This window comes from Achromobacter sp. GbtcB20 (assembly GCF_019091095.1).
Lineage (GTDB): Bacteria > Pseudomonadota > Gammaproteobacteria > Burkholderiales > Burkholderiaceae_B > Achromobacter > Achromobacter mucicolens.
The window spans coordinates 423,744-447,908 of the sequence record NZ_JAGXJZ010000001.1 but is presented as its reverse complement, the minus strand read 5'-3'; the positions used below and the strand labels follow the sequence as shown (position 1 = coordinate 447,908).

19 protein-coding genes are annotated in these 24,165 nt (G+C 67.1%); 6 read left to right on the top strand and 13 right to left on the bottom strand.

Annotation, left to right across the window (positions count from 1 at the left end; all coding sequences use genetic code 11):
• Positions 1-35: 35 nt before the first annotated feature.
• Positions 36-1,319: a cystathionine gamma-synthase family protein gene (locus tag KVT32_RS02065; protein WP_152384640.1), complete on the bottom strand. Its 1,284-nt coding sequence runs from the start codon at positions 1,317-1,319 to the stop codon at positions 36-38.
• 220 nt (positions 1,320-1,539) lie between these two features.
• Between KVT32_RS02065 and KVT32_RS02060 the strand changes: the two genes are divergently transcribed.
• From KVT32_RS02060 to KVT32_RS02040, 5 genes are read left to right on the top strand one after another with little or no spacing between them, the layout of a single operon-like run.
• Entirely contained in the window at positions 1,540-2,415 is an 876-nt protein-coding gene (locus tag KVT32_RS02060; RefSeq protein ID WP_152384641.1) for an NAD(P)-dependent oxidoreductase, read from the top strand.
• A gap of 59 nt (positions 2,416-2,474) precedes the next feature.
• Positions 2,475-3,440, top strand: coding sequence for a tripartite tricarboxylate transporter substrate binding protein (locus KVT32_RS02055; RefSeq protein WP_152384642.1), 966 nt, complete (start codon positions 2,475-2,477; stop codon positions 3,438-3,440).
• 36 nt (positions 3,441-3,476) lie between these two features.
• A complete protein-coding gene (locus tag KVT32_RS02050; protein ID WP_056318150.1) occupies positions 3,477-4,148 on the top strand; it encodes an RraA family protein in 672 nt (223 codons plus the stop codon).
• A 2-nt stretch (positions 4,149-4,150) separates the two neighbouring features.
• A complete protein-coding gene (locus tag KVT32_RS02045; protein WP_152384643.1) occupies positions 4,151-5,203 on the top strand; it encodes an NAD(P)-dependent oxidoreductase in 1,053 nt (350 codons plus the stop codon).
• A gap of 54 nt (positions 5,204-5,257) precedes the next feature.
• On the top strand, positions 5,258-5,917 hold the full coding sequence (locus tag KVT32_RS02040) for a GntR family transcriptional regulator (RefSeq protein ID WP_152384644.1): 660 nt from the start codon (positions 5,258-5,260) through the stop codon (positions 5,915-5,917).
• Between the two features lie 27 nt (positions 5,918-5,944).
• Here KVT32_RS02040 and KVT32_RS02035 read toward each other — a convergent pair whose 3' ends face one another.
• The 8 genes from KVT32_RS02035 to KVT32_RS02000 all read right to left on the bottom strand — a co-directional run bounded on the left by KVT32_RS02035 (position 5,945) and on the right by KVT32_RS02000 (position 16,139).
• Complete coding sequence (locus KVT32_RS02035; RefSeq protein ID WP_056318137.1) at positions 5,945-6,958, bottom strand: PleD family two-component system response regulator; 1,014 nt, start codon at positions 6,956-6,958, stop codon at positions 5,945-5,947.
• Between the two features lie 34 nt (positions 6,959-6,992).
• Entirely contained in the window at positions 6,993-8,003 is a 1,011-nt protein-coding gene (locus KVT32_RS02030; protein WP_056318132.1) for a chemotaxis response regulator protein-glutamate methylesterase, read from the bottom strand.
• The gene (locus KVT32_RS02025; protein WP_217617599.1) at positions 8,000-10,315 is read right to left on the bottom strand and encodes a hybrid sensor histidine kinase/response regulator; all 2,316 of its coding nucleotides are present in this window, start codon (positions 10,313-10,315) and stop codon (positions 8,000-8,002) included. Before KVT32_RS02025 ends, KVT32_RS02030 begins: the two co-directional genes overlap by 4 nt.
• Complete coding sequence (locus KVT32_RS02020; RefSeq protein WP_152384646.1) at positions 10,312-10,962, bottom strand: chemotaxis protein CheW; 651 nt, start codon at positions 10,960-10,962, stop codon at positions 10,312-10,314. The genes KVT32_RS02025 and KVT32_RS02020 overlap by 4 nt, the downstream gene beginning before the upstream one ends.
• Before the next feature lie 4 nt (positions 10,963-10,966).
• Positions 10,967-12,253, bottom strand: coding sequence for a protein-glutamate O-methyltransferase CheR (locus KVT32_RS02015; protein ID WP_217617598.1), 1,287 nt, complete (start codon positions 12,251-12,253; stop codon positions 10,967-10,969).
• Positions 12,250-12,792 carry a chemotaxis protein CheW gene (locus KVT32_RS02010; RefSeq protein ID WP_217617597.1) on the bottom strand — a complete coding sequence of 181 codons (543 nt, stop codon included), beginning with the start codon at positions 12,790-12,792 and terminating at the stop codon, positions 12,250-12,252. Before KVT32_RS02010 ends, KVT32_RS02015 begins: the two co-directional genes overlap by 4 nt.
• A gap of 8 nt (positions 12,793-12,800) precedes the next feature.
• On the bottom strand, positions 12,801-14,420 hold the full coding sequence (locus tag KVT32_RS02005; RefSeq protein WP_217617596.1) for a methyl-accepting chemotaxis protein: 1,620 nt from the start codon (positions 14,418-14,420) through the stop codon (positions 12,801-12,803).
• Between the two features lie 252 nt (positions 14,421-14,672).
• Positions 14,673-16,139 carry an amidase gene (locus KVT32_RS02000; protein WP_217617595.1) on the bottom strand — a complete coding sequence of 489 codons (1,467 nt, stop codon included), beginning with the start codon at positions 16,137-16,139 and terminating at the stop codon, positions 14,673-14,675.
• A gap of 366 nt (positions 16,140-16,505) precedes the next feature.
• On the opposite strand from KVT32_RS02000, the gene KVT32_RS01995 reads away from it, so the two are divergent.
• On the top strand, positions 16,506-16,868 hold the full coding sequence (locus tag KVT32_RS01995) for a group III truncated hemoglobin (protein ID WP_062841103.1): 363 nt from the start codon (positions 16,506-16,508) through the stop codon (positions 16,866-16,868).
• A gap of 12 nt (positions 16,869-16,880) precedes the next feature.
• On the opposite strand, the gene KVT32_RS01990 is transcribed toward KVT32_RS01995, so the two are convergent.
• The 4 genes from KVT32_RS01990 to KVT32_RS01975 all read right to left on the bottom strand — a co-directional run bounded on the left by KVT32_RS01990 (position 16,881) and on the right by KVT32_RS01975 (position 24,162).
• Positions 16,881-19,151, bottom strand: coding sequence for an ATP-dependent DNA helicase (locus KVT32_RS01990; RefSeq protein ID WP_217617594.1), 2,271 nt, complete (start codon positions 19,149-19,151; stop codon positions 16,881-16,883).
• A complete protein-coding gene (locus tag KVT32_RS01985; protein ID WP_217617593.1) occupies positions 19,148-20,794 on the bottom strand; it encodes a VRR-NUC domain-containing protein in 1,647 nt (548 codons plus the stop codon). Before KVT32_RS01985 ends, KVT32_RS01990 begins: the two co-directional genes overlap by 4 nt.
• Positions 20,795-21,054: 260 nt before the next feature.
• Positions 21,055-22,374, bottom strand: coding sequence for a cytochrome c (locus KVT32_RS01980; protein WP_217617592.1), 1,320 nt, complete (start codon positions 22,372-22,374; stop codon positions 21,055-21,057).
• A 12-nt stretch (positions 22,375-22,386) separates the two neighbouring features.
• Positions 22,387-24,162: a GMC family oxidoreductase gene (locus KVT32_RS01975; RefSeq protein ID WP_128828262.1), complete on the bottom strand. Its 1,776-nt coding sequence runs from the start codon at positions 24,160-24,162 to the stop codon at positions 22,387-22,389.
• Between the last annotated feature and the right edge of the window lie 3 nt (positions 24,163-24,165).

The following is a 24,165-nucleotide window of genomic DNA, read 5'->3' as shown; positions in this document are numbered from 1 at the left end:
GCCGCAACGTCAGCACACCGCCCGGCCCGCAACGCTCAACCGTTGCGGAACGCGTGATCCAGGTCCGCGATCAGGTCTTCCTCGTGTTCCAGGCCGATCGACACCCGGATCAGCCCTTCGGACACCCCCGCCGCATCGCGTTCCTCGGCGGGCACGCCGGAATGCGTCGTCGATGCCGGGTGGCACACCAGCGTTTCCGTGCCGCCCAGGCTGACGGCCGAGCGGAACAGATGCAGGGCATTGATGAAGCGGAACGCGCGCTCGCGGCCACCTTCCAGCACGAAGGCGAAGGTCGAACCCGGTCCGGTGCACTGGCGCTTGTAGACCTCTTGATAGGCGCGGTCCGCAATGAGTTCAGGGTGAAACACCTGCACCTTTTCGTACGGGTTTTCCGCCAGCCACTGCGCGACACGCGTCGCCGTGCGCGCCGCCTGCTTCATGCGAAGCACCACCGTTTCCATCGACCGCGTGATCATCCAGCATGAATGCGGGTCCAGTTGCGAGCCGAAGGCGCTGCGGATGGCGCGCACCTTCTTGATGAGCGCCTTGCTGCCGGTGACCGCCCCCGCCACCAGATCGCTGTGGCCGCCGACGTACTTGGTCAGCGAGTACACCGACAGGTCCACCCCGTGTTCCGCCGGCTTCTGAAAGATGGGCCCCAGCAGCGTGTTGTCGCATACCGAGATCGGCCGGTAACCATGCCGTGTCTCGAACGCATCCAGCTCGTTCTTCATTGCCTCGAAATCGAACAGCGCATTGGTCGGATTGGCGGGCGTCTCGACATAAAAAAGCTTGACCGGGCCTTTCTCGGCAGCCGCGTCCAGCGCCGTGCGCATGCTGCGCGGCGACAACCCGTCCGCGACGGGATGCGAACCAATGCCCCACTCCGGAAAGATCTTGCCGATCAGCGTCTCGGTGCCGCCATAAAGCGGCACGGACTGCACCAGTTGATCGCCCGGCCGCAAAAAAGCCATCAACACCGCGCTGATCGCGGACATGCCGCTGGACGTGACCGCCGCGTCCTGCGAGCCGTCCAGCAGCGACAGCCGGTCCTCCACGATCTCCAGGTTCGGGTGATTGAACCGGCTATACACCAGCCCCGCCGTCTCGCCCTGCGGCAAGGGCTTGCGGCCCGACACCAAATCAAAGAACGCCGCGCCGTCTTCGGCCGTGCGGAACGCAAACGTGGACGTCAGAAACACCGGCGGCTTGACCGCCCCCTCGGACAGATAGGGATCGTAGCCATAGGACATCATCTGGGTTTCGGCATGCAGGGGACGGCCGAAGATGTCCTTCTTGTGGTAGTTCGAGTACGTCATGGTGTGCCTCTTTCTGGTGTTCCAGCCAAGCGGGCAGGCGCGTCACGCATCTTTCAGACAATAACGCCGGGGCGCGAGCGAGGGGTTGCAGGTTGTGACCCCCGGGAGCGAATGTTTTTTTAATGTACCCAGAATGACAAAAACCTAGGGTAAACACCTTCTATTCCCCAACAAATTGGCGATCTATAAACACACATTGTTTTTTTTATGTGTTTTTAAGATGAAAATCGCACTGATTGGATGCGGCGAAGTCGGGCACTGCTATACCCGCGCCTGGACCGCCGCAGGTCACCGCATCGTCGGCATCTGCGAACTGCGCGCGGACGAAGAAATGGCAGCGCGCGCCCGGGAAGCCGGCGCCGCCCTGCGCACCGAACCTGGCCCCTGGCTGGCCGAGGCGGACGTCGTGGTTTCCGCCGTGTACGGCTACAACGCCGCCGAGGTCGCGGCCCAGGCGCTACCGCATATGCGCGCCGATGCGGTGTACGCCGACTTCACCACCGCCAGCGCCCCCGACATGCAGAAGGCCGCCGCCGCGGCTGCCGCGCACGGCATTGCTTTCATGGACGTCGCCATCATGGGCGCCATCGCCCTGCTGGAGGAGAAGACGCCGCTGCTGTGCGCCGGCGATGGCGCGGCGGTTGTGACGGCGCTGGGCGAAAGCGCGGGCGCGACGGTCCGGATCATCGAAGGAAAGCCTGGCGATGCGGTGCGTCTGAAGCTTCTGCGCAGCATCATGACCAAGGGCATGGAAAGCCTGGCGGTCGAATGCCTGGTGGCGGCCGAACGCATGGGCCTGCGCGATTCGCTTTACGAAGTGCTGGCCGACATCGACCGCACGCCGCTGACGGCGTTCATGGATTCGTTCGTGCGCTCGCACGTGCTGCACGCGCCGCGCCGTCTGGCCGAAGTGCGGGAAGCGCGCGACCAGTTGCACGAAGCGGGTCTGGAGCCGCTGGCGCTCAATGGCGTGGAAGCGCTCTTTGCCCGGTCCGCCCGCGGCATCGAGGCCGCGCGCGCGAACGGCGAGGCCCCAGCCGCCGACACGGTCCAGGCGCGTCTTGCCTGGCTGACCACGCTGGCTCGCCAGTCCTGACACCCCACCGCGCCCCAGAGCGCGGACCGAATCCGCAATAACACTTAGTGAGGAAGACAATGAAACTGTTCAAGAAACTGCTGGCCGCATCCCTGGTGCTGGGCTGCGCCGCGGCGCAGGCCGCCGACCTGGGCTCGGCGCCGATCACCCTGATCTCGCCCTTCCCGCCCGGCGGCGGCACCGACACGCTGACGCGCATGATCGGCAGCGCGATCAGCCAGGACGCCGGCTGGAACATCGTGGTCGAGAACAAGCCCGGCGCCGGCGGCAACCTGGCGCTGGACGCCACGGCCCGCGCCCGCCCGGACGGCCACACGCTCGTCATGGCGCAGACCGACAACGTCGTGCTGAACCCGTGGCTCTACAGCAAGCTCAGCTACGACACCTTCAAGGACTTCAAGCCGGTAGGCCCCGTGGCCTCCTCGCCCAGCGTCTTCGTCGTGCTGCCCGACTCGCCCTTCAAGTCGCTCGGCGACGTCGTGAAGGCCGCCCAGGCCAAGCCCAACCTGGTTTCGCTGGGGATCCCCGGCATCGGCGGCACCGGTGACCTGACCGGCTATCTGTGGCGCAAGGCGGCCAAGATGGAACTGATGCACGTGCCCTACCGTGGCTGGAGCCAGGCCTTCCCCGATCTGGCCAGCGGCCGGATCGACATGTACGTCGGCTCGGTGGCGTCGCTGCTGCCGCAGATCCGCGGCGGCAAGGTGCGCGCGCTGGGCGTGGTCGCCAATGAGCGCTCGCCCGCCCTCCCGGACGTGCCCACCTTCCCGGAAAGCGGCTTTCCGACCATCAACCAATCGATCTGGTGGGGCCTGATGGCGCCGGGCAAGACGCCCGACGACGTCGTCGCCGCGCTGAACACCGAATTGCAGAAGGTGCAATCCAACCCCGAATTGATCAAGAAGCTTGAAGAGGCCGGCTACAGCGTCCTGAAGGGCTCGCCCGAGGACCTGGCGCGCCGCCATCGCGCCGATCACGACGCCTTCGGCAAGGTCGTGCAAGAAGCCGGCATTCCCAAGCAGTAAGCCCCACACGTATCCATCCAGCGATCAGGAGCAGAGATGACAGGTTTTGAAATCCACGCCCGCCAACGGGCGGTCAGCAAGGAACTCGTCGAGAAATTCCGCCAGGTGCCGGTGGCCAACGTCAGCGACTGCATGTCGCGCATGACGGCCGGCGGCGCTCGCCTGCGGCCCATGCACGACGGCACGCCCCTGGCCGGGCCGGCCCTGACGGTGCGCACACGTCCCGGCGACAACCTGCTGGTGCACAAGGCGCTCAGCCTAGCGCAGCCGGGCGACGTCATCGTGGTCGATGCCGGCGGCGACCTGACCAACGCGATCATCGGCGAGATCATGACCACCTATGCCGAGTCGCGCGGCATCGCGGGCATCATCATCAATGGCGCCATCCGCGACTGCGGCACCATCCGCCGCAGCGCCTTCCCCGTCTATGCGGCGGGCGTCACCCACCGCGGGCCGTACAAGGACGGCCCGGGCGAGATCAACTGCGTCGTCGCTCTGGACGGCATGACCATCGCGCCGGGCGACCTGATCCTGGGTGACGACGATGGACTGCTCGCGGTGCCGTACGAACAGGCCGAAGCCATCTATCAGGCGGCAGCCGCAAAGCACGACGTGGAAACCAAGATGCTGGCCGATATCGCCGCCGGCACGCTGGACACGTCGTGGATCGACGCCCGCCTGCGCTCGCTGGGTTGCACGGGAGTCTAGCCATGCGCGATGCGGCAGTCAGCAGGCCCGATCTGCGCGTCGTGCGCCTGGATCTGTGGATCGATCCCGCGTTTGACGAGGCCATCACGCGGGACGCCACGCTGGACCTGCGCGTGCTGCCGGCGCAAGGCGACGCGGTGACCGCGGCCGGCTTGGCCGGCGCCCACGCCTACCACGTCAGCGCGGCCAAGGACGAAGTCCCCGCGCGGTGGCAGGTGTCCGCCGACCTTTTGGCCCAGTGCCCTCATTTGCTGTGCGTATCGTCCGGCGGCGCCGGCTACGACACGGTCGACGTCGCCGCCTGCACCCGTGCGGGCGTCGCCGTCGTGAACCAGGCCGGCGCCAACGCCGCGTCGGTGGCCGAGATGACCTTCGCCCTGCTGTTGTCGCTGGTCAAGCGGTTGGGCGAGTCGGAAGCCGCGCTCAGGGCGGGCACCGCTGTCAGCCGCGAGGCGCTGATGGGCCGCGAGATCGACGGCCGCGTGATCGGCATTGTCGGCATCGGCGAGATCGGGCGCCGCGTCGCCCGTATCGCGGCGGGATTCGGGTTGAAGGTAATTGCCTACGATCCGCTGCTGGCCGACGCGCAGATCGCCGAACGCGGCGCCGAGCCCGTCAGCTTTGATGCGCTGCTGGAACAGGCCGACATCGTCAGCCTGCACTGCCCGCTGAACGCCGTGACGCGCGGAATGTTCGGCGCGGCCGCGCTGCGCCGGATGAAACGCGGCGCGCTCTTCGTCTCCACCGCGCGCGGCGGCATTCATGACGAGGACGCGCTGCTTGCCGCACTTGAGTCCGGCCATCTTGCCGGCGCGGGCCTGGACGTCTGGCAGGTGGAGCCGCCCCCGCCGGGCAGCGGCCTGCTGCAACGCCACGACGTGGCCGCCGCGTTTCACACGGGCGGCGTCACGCACGAAGGCCGACGCATGGTGGCGCAGGGCTCGGCCACGCAGATCATCGACATGCTGGCCGGACGCAAGCCCGCGCGCCTGCTCAACCCCGAGGTCTGGCCGCGCTTTCTGGCGCGTCTGGCCGAGCACGGGGTGAAGGTGTAGCGTCCGCCGTTGGTATAGTCGCAGCTTTGAAAACCGGGAAGAGCCAGCCTCCTCATGTCGAGCGCCAGTGATTACGTCTACGGCGAATTGCGCCGCCGCCTGATGGCCGGATCGTTCCTGCCCGGCGAACCGCTGCGCGAGGAACACATCGCCGCCCAGCTCTCGGTCAGCCGCACGCCCGTGCGCAACGCGATCGAACGCCTGATCGCGGACGGCCTGGTCACCCGCGAAGGCCGGCGCGGCGCGGTCGTGCTGGGCTGGCAGGACCGCGACATCGACGAAGCCTTCGAGCTGCGCATGCTGCTGGAACCCTACGCCGCCAAGACCGCCGCCGAGCGCGCCACGCCCGAGCAGATCGACGCGCTGGAACGCATCAATCAGTGCATGCTCGACGCGGTCAACTCCGCCGCGCCCGACCACGTCGCCCAGGTCCAGCACTACAACAACCTGTTCCACCACGCCCTGCTCGAGGCCGCGCAGTCCGCGCGCGTGCGCTCCCTGGTCGAGAACCTGCTGGACATGCCGATCATCATCGGCTCGTTCTATTTCTACGGCCGCGAAGACATGCTGCGCAGCGTGGAACACCACCGCCAGATCATCGCCGCGATCCGCGCGCGCGACCCCGAATGCGCGCAAATCGCGGTGCGCTTTCACCTGGCTTCAACGCATCTACTGTTCCGCTCGCACCGGAAGGACGGGAAGACGGGCGGATAGGCTCGCGCAGGCCGGCGGCCAGACGCCTTAGATCTGTCCCGGCACCACCCGGTTGCGGCCCTGCCGCTTTGCTTCATACAGACCGCGGTCGGCCGCCTGGATCAGCTCCGTGCACGGTTGCCCGTCCAGCGGCACGGCGGTCGCCAGGCCGATGCTCACCGTCAGCCACGGCCCGAAGCCCGCGTCGCGTTGGGGAATCTGCATGGCTTCCACTGCGCGGCGCAGCTTTTCGGCGGCCAGGCGCGCGCTGCCGCCGGGCGTGCCCGGCAGCACCAGCGCAAATTCCTCGCCGCCAAAACGCGCCGCCAGGTCGGTGGACCGGTCGCAACTGGCGAAGATGGTGTTGGCGACGCGCTTGAGGGCTTCGTCGCCCGCAATGTGGCCGTAGGTGTCGTTGTAGGACTTGAAGTGATCCACGTCGATCATCAGCATGCTGATCTCTCGGCTGTCCCGGCCCGCGCGCTGCCACTCGGCATTCAGGTACTCATCGAAATAGCGCCGGTTGCCCAGCCCGGTCAGGCCGTCCGAGTTGGTGAGCCGGCGCAGTTCCATGTTGCTTTCCAAGAGTTGCTGCTGGCTCTGGCGCAATGCCTGATAGGCTTCGTCGCGCTGCACCAGCGCCATGTAGGAACGCGAGTGGTAGCGGATGCGCGCAATCAGCTCGATCGAATCCGGCAATTTCACCAGGTAGTCGTTGGCCCCCGCCGCGAAGGCCGCGCTCTTGATGGCGGGATCTTCCTTGGTGGACAGGACGATGATCGGGATGTCGCGCGTCACGGGATGGCCGCGGTATTCACGCACCAGGGAAAGGCCGTCCACGCCGGGCAGCACCAGATCCTGCAGGATGACCGTGGGCCGCGTCTGGATCGCCACGCTCAGCGCCTTGTAGGGATCCGAGCAATAGTGAAAATCGATGTTGGCTTCAGGCACCAGCGCACGCCGGATGGCTTCTCCCACCATGACCTGGTCATCGACGAGCAACACCATCGCCCCGTGCGAATTGAGATCCGCGGAAACCGTGTCTTCAGGGGATGGCAGCATAGTGGGTCCTTGATGTCCTACGTTGTGCCGCGCCTCAGGCAAACGCCCGGATGACGCGAGACGCAATTTGATCGAGCGGCCGAATCTCGACCGCGGCCTTCATGGCGGCAGCCGCTTTCGGCATGCCATAGACTGCGCTGGTGGCCTGGTCCTGCGCGATGGTGAGGCATCCGCGTTCGCGCAGCGCCTTCAGGCCGCGCGCCCCGTCCTGGCCCATGCCGGTCAGCAGCACGCCGACCGCAATGCCGCGCCAGTGCTGCGCCACGCTATGGAAGAAAACATCGATGGAAGGCCGATACAGGCTTTCCCGGGGGCAGTCGGTGTACCGCAGGGTACCATCCTCGCAGAGCGCCAGATGATCATCCGTGCCCGCGAGCAGCACCTGGCCGGGCAGCGGCGACTCGCCTTCGCGCGCCAGCCTGACCGGCAGCGGCACCTGGTCATTGAGCCAGTCGGCCATGCCGGCCGCGAACGAGGCGTCCACATGCTGCACCAGCACGATACCGGCTGGAAAATCCAGGGGAAGATCGCGCAGCAGCTGCGCCAGCGTCGCCGGGCCGCCGGCCGAAGCGCCGATGGCAAGCAGGCGCCGCGCGCCGGCGGACGCGGCGGGCTTGCTGACCGGGCTGAGCGCCGGCCGGTTGCCGTAGCGGCCGATCAGCCAGCCGATGTTGCGGATCTTGCGCAACAGCGGCGCCGCCGCCGTGCGCATGTCCGTCGCGCCCACCATGGGCGTGTCCACGGCATCCAGTGCGCCGTGCCCCATGGCATCGAAGACGCGCGAGGTGTGGCCCGCCACGTCGGAGGTCACAACGACGATGGCGCACGGCGTTTCCGCCATGATGCGGCGCGTGGCCTCGACGCCGTCCATGACGGGCATGATGAGGTCCATCAGCACGACATCGGGACGGTCGCGCGCGCATTGCTGCACGGCTTCCAGGCCGTCGGACGCCGTCCAGGCAATCTCCAGCCCGGGTTCCAGCGCGATGACGCGCCGCAGGACTTCGACGGCAAGCGGCATATCGTTGACGATCCCGATTCTCACGTCCGAGCCTTCCCGATGAGGTCTTCCACGGCGTCGAGCAGCGCATCATCGTGAAAGCTGCCCTTGGCCAGATAATAGTCGGCGCCGGCGTCCAGCCCGCGCTGCCGGTCCTCTTCCCGGTCCTTGTACGACACCACCATGACGGGCAGCGCCTGCAGCCTGGGGTCGGCCTTGATGCGCGTCACCAGTTCGATGCCGTCCATCCGCGGCATGTCGACATCGGTCACGATCAGGTCGAAGTCCTCGTTGCGCAACATGTTCCAGCCATCCATGCCGTCCACGGCGACTGCCACATCGAACCCGCGGTTCAGCAGCAGCTTGCGCTCAAGCTCGCGAACCGTCAACGAATCGTCCACCACCAGCACGCGCTTGCGGCGGCGCGCGGCCGCCGCGCCCGCCCCGCTGTCCACCCGCGACAGGCGCCCGCCCTCGATAAGCTTCTGAACGGACACCAGCATATCCTCGACGTCCAGAATCAGGAGCGGCGTGCCGTCGTCCATCAGCGAGCCGGCCATGACGTCCTGCACCTTGCCCAGCCGGGGGTCCAGCGGCTGCACGACCAGCGTGCGCTCGCCCACGTACCGGTCGACGGCGATGCCGTAGAGGCGGTCGTGATCGCCCACCACCACCACGGACAAGGTATCGGCGGCCGGGGCGGCCTCGCCGGCGCGCAGGATCTGCCGCGCCGACACCAGGCCGATCTGCCGCCCCTGGAAACGGAAGTGCTGCTGGCCTTCCAGCTGCTCGATGTCGGTGGCGTCCACCTGCAACGCGTGGCTGACGTAGGCCAGCGGAAATGCGTAGATCTCGTCCTGCACCTGGACCAGCAGGCTGCGCACCACCGACAGCGACAGCGGCATCTCCAGCACGAAACGCGTGCCCCGGCCCTGCTGCTGGTGGACCCGCACGGCGCCGCGCAACTGGCGCACCATCGTCTGCACCACGTCCAGCCCCACGCCGCGTCCGGAGATTTCAGTCACTTCGTCGCGCGTGCTGAAGCCCGAGAGGAACAGGAATTCCAGCAGTTCGGCTTCGCTCAGGCGTGCCGCGGTTTCCGCATTGGTCAGCTTGCGTTCGACCACTTCCTCGCGCAGGTGATCCAGCGATATGCCGGAGCCGTCGTCGGCCAGTTCGACCAGCAGCATGCCCGCCGAATGGCGCGCCGACAGCGTGATCAAGCCCTCGGCCGGTTTGCCCGCCTGTTCGCGCTGCGCGGGCGACTCGATGCCGTGGTCCACGGCGTTGCGCAACAGGTGCATGAGCGGCGCATCCAGTTTTTCCAGGATGTCCCGGTCCACCTGCGTGTCTTCGCCCTCGATCTCCAGGCGGACCTGCTTTCCCAACGAGCGGCCCAGGTCGCGCACCATCCGCGCCATGCCGCCCACGCCGTCGCCAAAGGGCCGCATGCGGCACGCGAGCGCGGTGTCGTACAGCCGCCGCGTCAGGTGGTTCATGCGCCAGCCGAATTCGTCGACTTCACTGGCGCGCAGCGTCAGTTCCCGCTGGCATTGTTCGAGGATGCGGTGGGCATCGTCCAGCGCCGCCTGGCCGCGCGCATCGAGCTGCTGTTCGGCCAGCACGGCGCGCACCCCGTCCAGCGCGTGCGCCGCGCCCGCCTGCAGCCGCCGCAGCCGCAGCATGGCGGCGCTGAAGGGCCCTACCCATTGCGACTCGACCAGCGTTTCGCTGGATAAGCCCAGCAGCTTGTTCAACGTATCGGCCGTGACTCGCAGCACCCGCTCGCCCTCGCCCGCGCTGCGGTCCGAACTGCGGCGCGCGGACGGCACCGCGGCGGCCGCGTCCACCACTTGGGGCTTGTCTGCGGGCGCCGGGGCTGCCGGGACGGGCGCATCTTCCGTCAGGCGTATCGGCGGCAGATGGCCGCTCGGCCGGGAAGGACGCGCCACCGCCGCCGACGACGTGGCGGGCAGATTGGGCGCGCTGCTCAGCCGCGCCACCAGGTCGCCGATCTCGGCATCGAGCTCCACGCCGGGCGTGGCCACGCGTTGCAGCAGGTCCGTGCCCAGCAGCAAGGCGTCGATGTCGCCGGCCTGCAGACGCAGGCGGCCCTCCTGGGCGGCCACAAGGCAGTCTTCCATGGCGTGCGCGATACGCACGGCCGGATGCAGGTCCACGATGCGCGCGGCGCCCTTGAGCGAGTGGGCGGCGCGCATGCAGGCCTCGAGCTGCGGCGCGGATGTGGGATTTTTCTCCAGGGCGAGCAGCCCGTCGTTGAGCACCTGCACCTGGGTGCGGGTCTCGATCTGGAACAGTTCGAGCAGCGAGGCATCGCGCATCTGATCGGGATTCACGCGAGGCTCCGTTCCAATGCCTGCATCAGCAGGGTTTCATCCAGCACGCCCACCGCGCGGCCGCCGCAGCGCGCCACGCCGCGCGAGTACTTCAGGCTGGCGCCTTGCACCGTCGAGGGCAGCGGCTCAAGCGCGTCCAGGTCCACCTCGTGCATGCCCTCCACTTCATCCACCGGCAGCACGACGGCACGGCCCGCGCCGCCGAATATCAGCATGCGCGCCGTGGCAGGCCGCTCGCGGGCCTGCGGCGCCGAGGCGTCCAGTCCCAACAGGCGCGTCAGCGATACGCAGACAGTCAGCGTGCCGCGCACGTTGGTCATGCCAAGCACGGCGGGATCACGCCGGTGCGGCAGGCTGATGATGCCCCGCGTGCCGGCAACCTCGTCCAGCGATCGCGTCGGCAGGCCTATCCATTCGCGATGCAGCCTGAACACCAGGAGCGACGACAGGTTGGCCGCGTGCTGCGGTGGCGCGGCTTCCTCGTCTTCCTGCATGGCGGGCGGCAGACGGTCAAGGATGCGCTTGGCCGCCGCGGCATACACCGGACAGTTGCGGCAATGCACGTGTTCGGCCAGTTGCCCGCAACTTTTGTCGCCGCGGATGCCGATGCGGTTCCAGCAGTCGTCCACGCCAGAAAGCGATGCCATTGCGTCAGTCACGTCGCGCCTCCCCGCGCGCTGCGCGCGCCTGCAGGCGGCGGGCGCCCTCTTGATCCCCGTCCGAGGCCACCAGCGCGGCCAGATGCAGCAACGCCTCGCGGTGGTTCGGATCCAGGTAGAGCGCCTTGCGGTAGGCGGCCTGCGCCTGCCGCGACTGACCTTGCGCATCCAGCAGCAAGCCCTGCAGATGCAGGACCTCGGCGCTGGCGCCATGAATGTCCAGATGCGCCTGGCACTGCGCCATCGCGTCGCGCACCCTGCCCAGGTCGGCCAGCGCGGCGATCTCGCGCAGCGATGCCTGGGCCGCCTGTCCCGCGCCTTGGGCGGACGGCGCGTCGGCTATCGCGGCATGCGGCACGGGCAGCCGGGGCGCGGGCGTCTGCGCCACCGGGCGGCGCGGCGGCGTCCAGGCATGCACGAGCGGCCGCTGGCCGGTCAGCGGCGCGCGCGCGGGGGTCGGCAACCCGGCCGGCGCCGGCGCGGGCGTGGCGCGAAATGCAAAGGACCGCGCCAGCGGCACCGCCGGCAGGCGGCGGCCCGTCAGAAGACTGGTTTCGGCGGGTCCCACGAACAGCAGGCCGTCCTCGCGCGCGAACCGGCGGAGCACTTGCACGGCGCGTTCCTGCGTAGCCATGTCGAAGTAGATCAGCAGGTTGCGGCAGAACACGAAGTCATACGGCGCGGCCACTGCCAGGAGGTTTGGATCGAACAGGTTGCCGGGCTGGAACCGGACCTGTCCACGCACCCGCGCCGCCAGCTGATGGCCTTCCGGCACTTCGGAAAAATGGCGGTCGCGGAACGCCAGATCGCCCCCGCGAAACGAATTGCGCCCGTACACGGCGCGCTGGGCAAATTCGACCATGCGCACGCTGATGTCCACCGCATCCACCTGGAACCGATGCGCTGGCACGCCCGCATCCAGCAGCGCCATCGCAATGGAATACGGCTCTTCGCCGCTGGAACACGGCACGCTCAACACACGAAGCACGCGGTTTTCGCAGCCCGGCGCAAACAGGCGCTCGCGCGCCAGCGTCGCCATGGCGACTTGGGATTCCGGATAGCGGAAGAACCAGGTCTCCGGCACGATCACGGCTTCGATCAGCTGCTGCATCTCGGCGGGCCAGGCCTGCACGCGCATCAGGTAATCCTGCTCGTCGTCCACGCCGGCCGCGTGCATGCGATGCCGCACGGCGCGCTCGACGGCCGCCTGACCGATGGACCCGCTGTCCAGCCCCATGCGGCGCTTGAGCAGCCCGCTGAATTCCTCGATCAGGCTCATGGCTGCGCCTCAGTCATCGAAGCCTCGCCACCAGCCGGAAACAACATTGCCCGCACGAAATCGGGCAACAGGTCATCCACGCTGACGGCTTGCACCATGCCGTGCGCGTCGGACAGAACGGGACCCAGATACCGCGCCTCGGCATTGTCCAGCGCATGCGGCTGAAACGCCGCCGGGTCGTAGTGGACGGTTTCGGTGGCCTGCTCCAGGATCAGGCCAAGCAGGCGCTCGGCGCTGGCCGGGCCGGGACGGTAGCGCACCAGCGCAAGCCGCGTGCTGGTCACCGCGGCGCACGCCCCTGCACCGGCCAGCGCGCTCATGTCGATGACCGGCACCGCCGTGCCGCGGCGCGCCATCATGCCCGCGACCCAATGCGGCGCGCCCGGCACCTGCTTGAAGACGCGCAGCCCCAGCACTTCGGCGATGTCCGCGGCGTCCAGCGCATAGCGGTCTGCGCCAATCCTGAATAGCAGGTACAGCCGGCGCGCCGGGCCGGCATGGCCCGCGGCGGCACGTGGGCGGACGGCGGAAGCAGTCATGGACGCAATCACACCTTGAAGCGCGACACGCCACTGCGCAGGTCATTGGCCACCAGCGTCAGTTCTTCGATGGCAAGGCTGGACTGCCGCAGCGACTCAACTGTCTGCTGGGCCGCGTCGCTGAGCTGCTGCAAGGCCTGGTTGATCTGTTCGGCGCCGGTGGCCTGGGCCTGCATGCCTTCGTTGACCATCTGCACGCGCGGCGCCAGCGTCTGCACCTGCTGGATGATCTGCGACAGCTGGTCGCCCACCTGCTGCATGTCGGCCATGCCGCGGCGCACTTCCTCGGAAAACTTGTCCATGCCCATCACGCCGGCCGACACCGACGACTGGATCTCGCGCACCATCTGCTCGATGTCGTAGGTGGCCACGGCCGTCTGGTCCGCAAGCCGGCGGATCTCGGTGGCCACCACGACAAACCCGCGGCCGTACTCGCCGGCCTTCTCGGCTTCGATCGCCGCGTTCAGCGACAACAGATTGGTCTGGTCCGCAACCTTGGTGATCGTGGTCACCACCTGCGTGATGTTGCCGGCTTTTTCATTCAGCACCGCCAGCTTGGCGTTGACCGAACCCGCCGCCCCGACAACGTTGCGCATCGTGTCTTCCATGCGCGCCAACCCCACCTGGCCGCTGCCCGCCAGCGTGGCGGTCTGCTCGGCCGCGCTGGAGACTTCGGTCATGGTGCGCACCAGTTCGCGCGACGTTGCCGAGATCTCACGCGAGGTGGCGCCGATTTCCGTCGTGGTGGCGGCCACTTCCGACGCGGTCGCCTGCTGCTGCTTGGACGTCGCGGCAATTTCCGTCACCGACGTGGCCACCTGCACGGCCGACCGCTGCGTCCTGCCCACCAGGCCGGTCAGTTCGTCGACCATGCCGTTGAAACCGGTTTCGATGGCGTTGAATTCGTCCTTGCGCGCCAGCTTCAAGCGCCGGGTCAGATCGCCGCTGCCGGTGGCTTCCAGCGTCTTGACGATGTCGCGCATGGGGTTGGCGATGGCGCGCATGAGCAGGTAGCCGCACACGATCGACGCGGCAATGGCCATCACCAGCGACACCAGCATCCCGGTTTCGGCCGCTTCCACGGATTGCTGAATGCTGACCGCGGCATCGTCGGCCTGCTTCTTGTTTTCGCTCACCATCCTTGCCAGGACGTCGCGCCCCCGGTAGAACGACGGGCGCAGTTCGCTCACGATGCGCGCCTGGGCGCGCACCGCGTCCGCCGCCACCGCGGGCGACAGGATCTCGGTGCGGATGCGCTTGTACTCCTGCAACTCCTTCTGGAACGCGTCGAACATCTGTTGGTCGTCCTGCCGGGAAATCGTGCGCCGGTAGAACTCGATGTGCTCTTCAAGCTGCTGGTCGTTACGCGGCAGGGCTTCCAGCGCGACACGACGGTCGGCCTCGGTCGGCGCATTGAACGCGTCCTGCACCACGACGAAGCCAGCGAACCACGACGCCCGGATCGACGTGCTGTAGTAGATGCCAGGCACGGCGTCGTCGTTGATCATCTGGGCTTCGGCTTCGACATGCAGGAGCCGCCGGTAGTCCACCACCACCATCAGCGTCATGATGGCCAGAATGGCCAGGAAACTGACCAGGATTCTTTGGCGGAGCGTCACATTCTTCATACCGGGAGACCTTTGTCCTAAATCGACTCGTCGACGCCCTGCCGGGACGCCCCTGGGTTATTCCCGCGCCAGCCACGCCACAACCGGCGCTTTTTACGGGAATATGGGAAATTTCGACAATTATTACAAAGGTGCCGCGCCGCAGCCATGAAAAACGCGGGAAAACGCGAAACATGGCGGCCTTGTCGGAAAAAAGCAAAGGTCTCTTACATAAAATCAATCGCGCGCGTGTCCGAACGGTTACATCTGCGGTCAGCCAGCGGCGCGCCACAGCGCGACCGGCGGCCGGTCCTGCACCCAGTCGCGGGCCTTTTCATAGGCGTGCGCCAGGTGCAGCACAGCCAAATCGCCCCGGGGCGGACCGATCAGCTGCATGCCCATCGGCAGCCCATCGGCATTGAAACCCACCGGCACGCTGATGACCGGGCAACCGGCCAGCGTCCAGGGCGTGACGGTTTCCATCCAGCGGTGATACGTATCCATGGGCCGGCCTGCGATCTCCTTGGGCCAATCCAGGTTGACGTCGAACGGGAACACCTGCGCGGACGGCACCGCCAAAAAGTCCACGTCTTCAAACATGCGCAGCACGGCCTGATACCACGCACTGCGTTCTTCCGTGGCCTGATAGATCTGACGGGCCGTCATGCCTTCCAGGCCCTCGACCTCCCAGATCAGCGCGGGCTTGACCAGCTTTCTCGTGTCGGGATTGTGGACCAGGTCGTGGAACTGCCCGCCCACCATCAGGTGACGGTGCGCCAGCCAGATGCGCCACAGGCGGTCGCCCGCGAACGGCACCCGGTAGGCGTCGACCTGGCACCCAGCCGTCTCCAGGTCCTTCAGGGCCTGCTCGCACAGCCCCAGGATCCCCGGTTCCATCGCCAGATAGCCGTCCCAATCGCCCAGCCAGCCGACCCGCTTGCCGCCCAGATCCGCATCCAGCGGCTGCGCGTACTGCGCCGGATCGTCCGTCAGCGACAGCGGCGCGCGCTTGTCGTGGCCGGCGATCACCGACAGCAGCAGGGCCACGTCGCGCGGCGTGCGGCCCATGGGGCCTTCGTAGGAAAGTTGCTTGAGAAAGACTTCGGGCGACGGGCCGGACGGCACGCGGCCGGCCGAGGGGCGCATGCCGTACACGTTGCAAAAGGCCGCCGGGTTGCGCAGCGAACCGCCAAAGTCGCTGCCGTCCGCCACAGGCAGCATGCGCGCGGCCAGTGCCGCCGCCGCTCCGCCGCTGCTGCCGCCCGCCGTCTTGGTGGCGTCGTAGGGATTGCCGGTGGCGCCATACACGCGGTTGTAAGTGTGCGAGCCCAAGCCGAACTCCGGCACATTGCTGCGGCCGATGAAGATCGCGCCGGCGGCGCGCATGCGCTCGACCAGGATGGAGTCATGCTGCGTCACCGTGTCCTTGTAGACCAGCGAACCCATCGATGTGACCATGCCGCGCACGGCGGTCAGGTCCTTGGGCGCCTGCGGCATGCCATGCAGCCACCCCTGCCACTGCCCCGCGGCCAGCTGCGCATCGCGCGCATCGGCTTCGCGCAGCAGCTCGTCGCTGTCGCGGCGCGCGACGATGGCGTTCAGCTTGGGATTGACCTGGTCGATATGCGCCAGATACGCCTGCATCACTTCGCGGCAGGACACCCTGCGGCCACGAATGGCGTCCGACAGCGCATGCGCGGGCATGGCCACGATGTCATTGAGCGGGGCGGAAGTCGGCATGGCTTTTCGTCTCCTGGGCGCGCGCCACGGATCCGCCGGGCGCGCATGTTGTCATGGGGCGCAGCGCGGCGGCCGGCCGCGCGCATCGCGACAATACTACGCAAATCGGCGGCGCCGCGCCTGGGAAAAGCGCCGGATGTCAGGCGCGGCGGACGCCGCCAAGGTGCCAGCCCGCACGGCTCCATCCTGGCAATTTCCGCCAGGCGAGTCTTAACGATTGGCTCAAGCAACCCTGCTGACAATTGCGCCAGGTCAAACCGCGCGATTCGCCCCCCGTCCTAACATCGCCTCCTGCCATCCCGCCCGGAGATCCTCTTGACCACTAGCGCCCCCGACGACATCTGCACCGAAGCCGAAATCCAGGACATGGTCCACACCTTTTACGGCAAGGCGCGCGCCGACGAAGCCCTGGGCCCCATCTTCAATGGCATGGTCCACGACTGGGACGAACACCTGTCCACACTCTCGGATTTCTGGTCCGCCGTGATTCTGGGCACCCGGCGCTTCACGGGCATGCCCATGCCCAAGCACGCGGCCATGCCCAACCTGAAGGCCGAACTCTTCGAACGCTGGCTGGTCCTTTTTGGCGAAACCACCGACGCCCTGCCCAATCGCGCCCTGGCCGACGCCGCACAGGAAATGGCCAGGCGCATGGCCCGCAGCCTGTGGTACGGCTACCAGTTGTCTCGCGACCCCAACCAGCCGCTGACCGAACTGCGCCCCGCCTGACGCCTTGCAAGGTCAGTCCACCCGCCACCACCCCGGCAACAGCCCGCGCACCTTGGCGCGCCGATAGCGGTCATCGATGAGGTGCACCGTGCCCTCATCGTGTTCGGTCCGGATCACCCGGCCGGCCGCCTGCACCACCTTCTGCATGCCCGGGTACAGGTACGTGTAGTCGTACCCGTTCTCCTCGCCATAGCGCATGTCCATGGCGCGCTTCATGTTCTCGTTCACCGGATTGACCTGCGGCAGGCCCAGCGTCGCAATGAAGGCGCCGATCAGCCGCTTGCCCGGCAGGTCCACGCCTTCCGAGAACGCGCCGCCCAGCACCGCAAACCCCACCCCCTGCCCCGTTTCGGTGAACCGCGCCAGGAAGGCCGCCCGCCCCGGCTCGTCCATGCCCGGCGTCTGCAACCAGATCGGCACCTGCGGATGGCGCTCCCGCATCAGGTCGGCCACGCGTTTCAGATAGTCGAAGCTGCTCAGAAAGCCCAGGTAATTGCCCGGCCGCTCGGCGTACTGGCGCGCGATCAGGTCCGCGATGGGCGCCAGCGAACGTTCGCGATCGCGAAAGCGCGTGGACACGTTGCCCACGACCCGCACCGCCAGCTGGTTGGCCTTGAACGGCGCGGCCACATCCATCCACGGGGTGTCCTTGGGCAAGCCCAGCGTGTCCCGGTAGAACTGCTGCGGACTCAGCGTGCCGGAGAACAGCACCGTCGCGTGGGCCGCGGCATGCCGGGCGGCCAGATACGGCGCGGGAATCACATTGCGCACGCACAGCGTCGAAGGCGGAGTCTTGGCGCTGCTGACGCCGGCGTCGCCAAGCGTCACATCGAACAGCGCGTGCGAGCCGAACTGCTCGGCCAACCGCATGAAATGCAGCGCCTCGAAATAAAACCCCAGCAAGGGGTCGTCCTGCGGCAGCGGCGTCTGGCCGATGAATTCGGTAATGGCGGCCACCGCCTTCTGCACCGCCGTCAGCACGCCGGCCGGCGCGGCATCGTAGGCCTGATAGCGTTCGGCCTGCTTCTTGTTCAGCGCGTTCCACGACCGGTGCAGTCCATCCAGCGATTTCTTCAGTGCCTTGGGCGCCGCGTACCGCGCGGCGGTCAACCGGCTCTGGTCGAGTTCGCCGGTGTACATGCGCCGCGCACGATCCACCAGGTTATGGGCCTCGTCGACCAGCACGGCCACCTTCCATTGATGCGCCTGCGTCAGCGCATGCAGCATGGCCGTGGCGTCGTAGTAGTAGTTGTAGTCGCCCACCACCACGTCGCTCCAGCGGATCAGCTCCTGCGACAGGTAGTAGGGACACACGTCGTGCGCAAGCGCGGTGGCGCGCACGGCGGGCGCGTCCAGCCGCGTGTATTCGAGCGCGGCGGCGCGAGCCTGCGGCAGGCGGTCGTAGAAGCCGCGCGCCAGCGGGCAGGAATCGCCATGGCAAGCCAGATCCGGATGTACGCAGCTTTTATCGCGCGCTTGCAGATCCAGAATGCGCAAGCCAGGCTTGGCGGGTTGCGCATTGATGGTTTCCAGCGCCTCGACCGCCAGCCCCCGGCCCGACCCCTTTGCCGCCAGGAAGAACACCTTGTCCAGGCCCGTGCCCGGACTGGCCTTGAGCAGCGGAAAGATCGTGCCCAGCGTCTTGCCGATGCCCGTGGGCGCCTGCGCCATCAGGCAGCGCCCATCGCGCGCCGTGCGGTACACGGCCACCGCCAGATCGCGCTGCCCGGCGCGGAACTCGCCATGCGGAAACGACAACGTCTCCAGCGCGGCGTCACGCGCCTGCCGGTGCGCGAGTTCGGTCTTGGCCCACGCCAGAAAACGCTCGCATTGCAGCTGGAAGAACGCGGCCAGGTCGGCCGCCTGGTGGGTCTCCACCAGCACGGTCTCTTCCTCGGTCGCCACGTTGTAGTACACCAGCGCCACCCGCACGTCGGCCAGGCCACGCGCCTGACACAGCAGATGGCCGTACACCTTTGCCTGCGCCCAATGCACCACGCGGTGGTTTTCGCGCACGCTGTCGAACTGCCCGCGGTAGGTCTTGATCTCTTCGAGCTGGTTGGCGGCAGGGTCGTAGCCATCAGCACGCCCGCGCACCAGCAGGTCACCGAACACGCCCGACAGCGACACTTCGGTTTCGTAGTCCGGCCCGCGCCGCCCTGTCACGGCCGCATGGCCCGCCATGCCTTCCAGGCCGCTGGGCGCGGGCGTGAAACGCAAGTCCAGATCCCCCGCCCGCGCCGTGAATTCGCACAACGCCCGCACCGCCACCGCATAGCTCATGCGGCCTCCTGCAACCAGCTCACGTGACACACGCGCACCGGCATGCCGTGCGCAACACAATATTGCAGCCAGCGGATCTGGTTGTCCTGCAGCTTGTCGCCCGGCCCCTTCACCTCGATCAGTTCATAGCGGCGCTCGGCGGGCCAGAAGCGCACCAGGTCCGGCAGACCGGTCCGGTTGCCCTTCACGTCGCGCAGCAGCCGCGTGAAGAAAAGCTTCAGGTGCGCGGCCGGCACGCAATCCAGCGCCTGCGCCAGCAGCGTATCTGACAAGGCGCCCCAGAACACGAACGGCGACTGCAGGCCGGCCTTATCCGCATAACGCTGCAGAATCACGTCCCGGTAAGCCGGCGTATCAAGGAGGGCCAGGCAGGCCTCGAACTGCGCCTGACGCCGGGCATGAAAGTCCGGCGCGTCCAGATCCGCCGGACCGCGTTGGAACGGGTGAAAGAACGCGCCCGGCAGCGGTGCGAACACGGCCGGCCAGCACAGCAATCCGAATAGCGAATTGATCAGCGTGTTCTCGACATAGTGCACCGGCGCGTCGTCGTGATGCAGGTGATCGCGCGTCACGTATTCAACCGCGGACGGTTGCGCCGGGCGGGCCAGCGCCAGCTCCGTGCGCGGCAGGATGGGCGCCGCGGCGCGTGCCGCCGCGCCATGCCCCAGCCCGCGCCGCAGCCGCGGCATCATGCGTGCCACGCGCTGGCTTTCTTCCTCGCTTTCGGGCGCGCTGGCGGCTTGCTGGGCCAGCGCCATGGCGTCTTCGAAGCGCTGCATCCTTTCATACACCCGGATGCGCCGATGCCGCGCGCCGGGATAGCCGCAGGCCGCGTACACGCGCTGGGCGGCTTCCCAGTCCTGTGCGCGTTCGCAGGCTTGACCAATGCGCAGCAACACCTTGGCGCGGCGCTTTTCCAGCCATGCGTTGCCGCTGATGCACGCCTGCGCCGCCTGCAACAGATCGTCCACCGCCGCCCCCTCGTCCAGCGCCTGGCGGCAGGCGTGCAGCGCCAGATAGCAATTCACGTCCGCCCGCGTCTGAAAGGCCCGCGACGCCGCATCGAACGGCACGGTCTCGTACTGGAACACGCCCAGGTCCGCCAGCACGAACTCCGACCAATCCTGATGCAGATTGCCGAAGAACATGAGGCGCAGGCGTTCGCAACGGTCCGCCACCAGCACACGCCAGACGGCTTCGGCGGATTGCGGCGCCCACTCGCCGAATGGCCGGGTTTGCGTCAGATCGGCGCGCAGCGCTTCAAGCATGTCGGCCTTGCGCACGCCCGGCCTGGCTGCCGCGTGCGAGGCGAAGACCCGGCAGAGCTCGGGCTTGGTCAACAGCACGAACAGTTCATCCAGCGCCATCGGCGCGCGCCGGTCCAGCCACCCCAGCGCTTCGAGCGGCCGGGCCGCTTCCTCGACGGCCGGGATCTCTTCGTACACCAGCCGGCTGGCGCGAAACCATGGTCCGCGCCGCATCAGCATGCGCACCATCAACGCCTGCGACGCCTGAGGCAACGCCGCGAAGTCCGCCAGAAAGCGGCAATCGTCCTCGTCCAGCAGATCGGCGTAGCGGTCCGAGACCCACGCCAGCGCGCGCTGGAAATTGTGCAGATAGTAGTAACGGTGCGGGGGCAACATCGGCGGCGGCCGGCTGGACTGTTTATTTATCCAGTAATCATAGCAGGCCGGCAGTCTTCGCTGAGCCGCAGGCCCGGGGCCGCCCGGCAACCCGCCGCCCGTCCCGAACTGCACGCACCGCCTTTCGCACAGGGAAAACTCGGCAGGTCGGCGGCTCATCTACTCACGCATGAAAAACGGCGCCGGAAAGCCTGTGCTCTCCAGCGCCGTTTGCGTCCCGCCCATCACAAGGCGGGACAGTCAATCACGACATCGTCACATCACTGCGCGCGCACCGGTTGCGGCGCCGCGCCGATTTCCTTGCGGACCTTGGCAACGTCCGACGCGCTGACCGCCGCGCCCTTGTTGCCCCAGCTCGACCGCACGAAGCTCACGACATCGGCAACTTCCTTGTCGGTCATGCGCCAGTCGAAGCCCGGCATCGCGTACGCGGTGGGCGCCGAGGCCGTGCCCGGCATCTGCGCGCCCTTGAGCACGATGTGGATCAGCGAGCCCGGATCGGCCGAGTTGACCGTCGAGCTCAATGCCAGCTGCGGGAACGTTTCGGTATAGCCCTTGCCCGTGCTGCGATGGCAGGCCGCGCAGTTGTTCAGGAAGGCCATCGCGCCGTCGCTCTTGTCCTTGCCGGACCGCAGCGCTTGCGCCACGGTTTCGTCATAGGCCAGCGGCTTGGTCGCGTCCTTGTTCACGGGCGGCAGGCTCTTCAGGTACACCGCGATGGCGTTCAGGTCGTCATCGGTCAGGTGCTGGGTGCTGTCCTCAACCACCTGGGCCATGCCGCCAAACGCCGCCGAATGGCCGTTGCGGCCGGACTTCAGGAAGGTCGCAATATCCTCCTTGCTCCAGCTGCCCAGGCCGTCGGTCGCGTCGCCGCGCAGGTTCTTGGCCAGCCAGCCTTCCACCACGCCGCCCGACAGGAAGGCCGAGCCGTCCGCGTCGGTCAGCGCCTTTTCCTGCAAGGCCACGCCGCGCGGCGTGTGGCAGGTGCTGCAATGGCCCAGGCCCTCGACGAGGTACTGGCCGCGCAGCAGCGCCTGCTTGTCCGCGCCGCTCGTGTTCACCGTGACAGGCGCCGTCGCAACGTCAGGCGCGAACATCCAGCGCCACACCGTCAGCGGCCAGCGCATGGACATCGGCCAGACGATGTCGGTGTCCTTGTTCTCCTGCTTAACGGGCTCGACGCCGTGCATGAAGTAGGCGTACAGGGCCTTCACATCCTCGGGCGTGACGTTGGCGTACGCCGTGTACGGCATGGCCGGGTACAGCGAATGTCCGTCCTTGGCCACGCCGTGGCGCACGGCCCGGTCGAAGTCCTCGTACGAATAATTGCCGATGCCCGTTTCCTTGTCCGGCGTGATGTTCGTCGAATAGATCATGCCCAGCGGCGAATCGATGCCCAGGCCGCCGGCAAAAGGCTTGCCGCCCTTGGCCGTGTGGCAGGCGATACAGTCGCCGGCGCGCGACAGGTATTCGCCCTGCTTGATCATCTGCGCGTCGCTGGACGCCGGCGTGCCGTCGGCCGCGAACGCGGCGCTGGCAACGAGGGCCGAGAAGGCCGCAACAATGGTGTGCTTGATCATTGTTCCGTCTCCTTAAGCCTGGACCAGCGGGCCGGGGTTCTTCAGGTACTGGTCGCGAATCGCCTGCGCCGCCCAGTAAGCCAGTGCGCCGACCAGACCCGTCGGGTTGTAGCCCATGTTCTGCGGGAACACGCAGGCGCCCATCACGAACACGTTTGGCACGTCCCAGCTCTGCAGGTACTTGTTGACGACGCTTTCCTTCGGGTTGCTGCCCATGATGGCGCCGCCCGTGTTGTGCGTGCTCTGGTAGACGCGCGTGTCATAACGGGCGCCCTTCTTGCGCACGGCCACGAAGTGCTTTTCAGGATTCATGGCCTTGGCCACGGTCTCCATGCGCTTGCCCATGTAGCCCAGCATGTCGAACTCGTTGTCGTGCCAGTCGAACGTCATGCGCAAGAGCGGCTGACCATAGGCGTCCTTGTACGTCGGATCGAGCGACAGGTAGGCGTCGCGGTACGACATCACCGAACCGGAAATCCCGATCGTCATGAAGCGCTGATAGGCGTCCTGCACGCCCGCCTTCCAGGCCGTGCCCCACGTCGGCGTGCCCGGCGTCGTCGGCGTCTGCTTGATGGGACGGCCGCCGTAGCGCACGTGGCGGATGCTGGCGCCGCCCACAAAGCCCAGCGGACCGTGGTCGAACTGGTCGCCGTTCAAGTCGTCCATGCCCACGCCGCCCGCGCCGGTGCCGACGAAGGGGTTGAGCTGGGTACCCTTGGGCAACAGCACGTTGACCGCGCCGTTCATCTGGTATGCATAGTTCTTGCCGACCACGCCTTCGTTGGTCTTCGGGTCATAGGGCTTGCCGATGCCCGACAGCAGCAACAGGCGCACGTTGTGCATCTGGTAGGCCGACAGGATCACCAGATCCGCGGGCTGATCGATCTCGTTGCCGTCCGCGTCGATGTACGTTACGCCCACGGCCTTCTTGCCGGTCGAATCCAGATTGACCTTGATGACCTGCGAACGCGTGCGCAGCTCGAAATTCGGCTTCTTCAGCAGCACCGGCAAAATGGTGGTCTGCGGCGAGGCCTTCGAATACATGTAGCAGCCGTAGTTCTCGCAGAAGCCACAGAAATTGCAGGGGCCCAGGCGCACGCCGTACGGGTTGGTGTACGGACCCGAAGCGTTGGCCGCGGGCGTGGGATACGGGTTGAAGCCGACTTCGCGCGCGGCCTTCTCGAACAGCGACGCGCCGTAGGTCGTGGCCAGCGGCGGCAGCGGGAATTCCTTGCTGCGCTTGCCTTCCAGCGGGTTGCCGCCTTCGACGATCTTGCCGTTCAGGTTGCCGGCCTTGCCCGACGTGCCACAGACGTATTCGAACTTGGAGAAGTACGGCTCCAGTTCGTCGTAGGTCACGCCGAAGTCCTGGATGGTCATGCCTTCCGGAATGAACTTCTTGCCGTAGCGCGTTTCGTAGCGCGTGCGCAGTTCCAGTTCTTCGGGCAGCACACGGTAGTGCATGCCGTTCCAGTGAAAGCCCGCGCCGCCCACACCCGTTCCCAACAGAAACGAACCGTTCTGGCGATACGGCACGGCCACGTCATCCACGCCATGGCGAATCGTCACGGTTTCCTTGGACAGGTCCTGGAACAGATAACCGCGCACCGAATACTTCAGCTCGTCGATCACCTTGGGATACTCGGCATCCTTGGGCGTGTCCTGCATGCCGCCGCGCTCCAGCGCCAGCACTTGCAGGCCCGCTTCGGTCAGCTCCTGGCCCAGAATGGCGCCCGTCCAGCCGAACCCGACCAATACCGCATCAACTTTGTCTTTCTTGATCGCCATGAT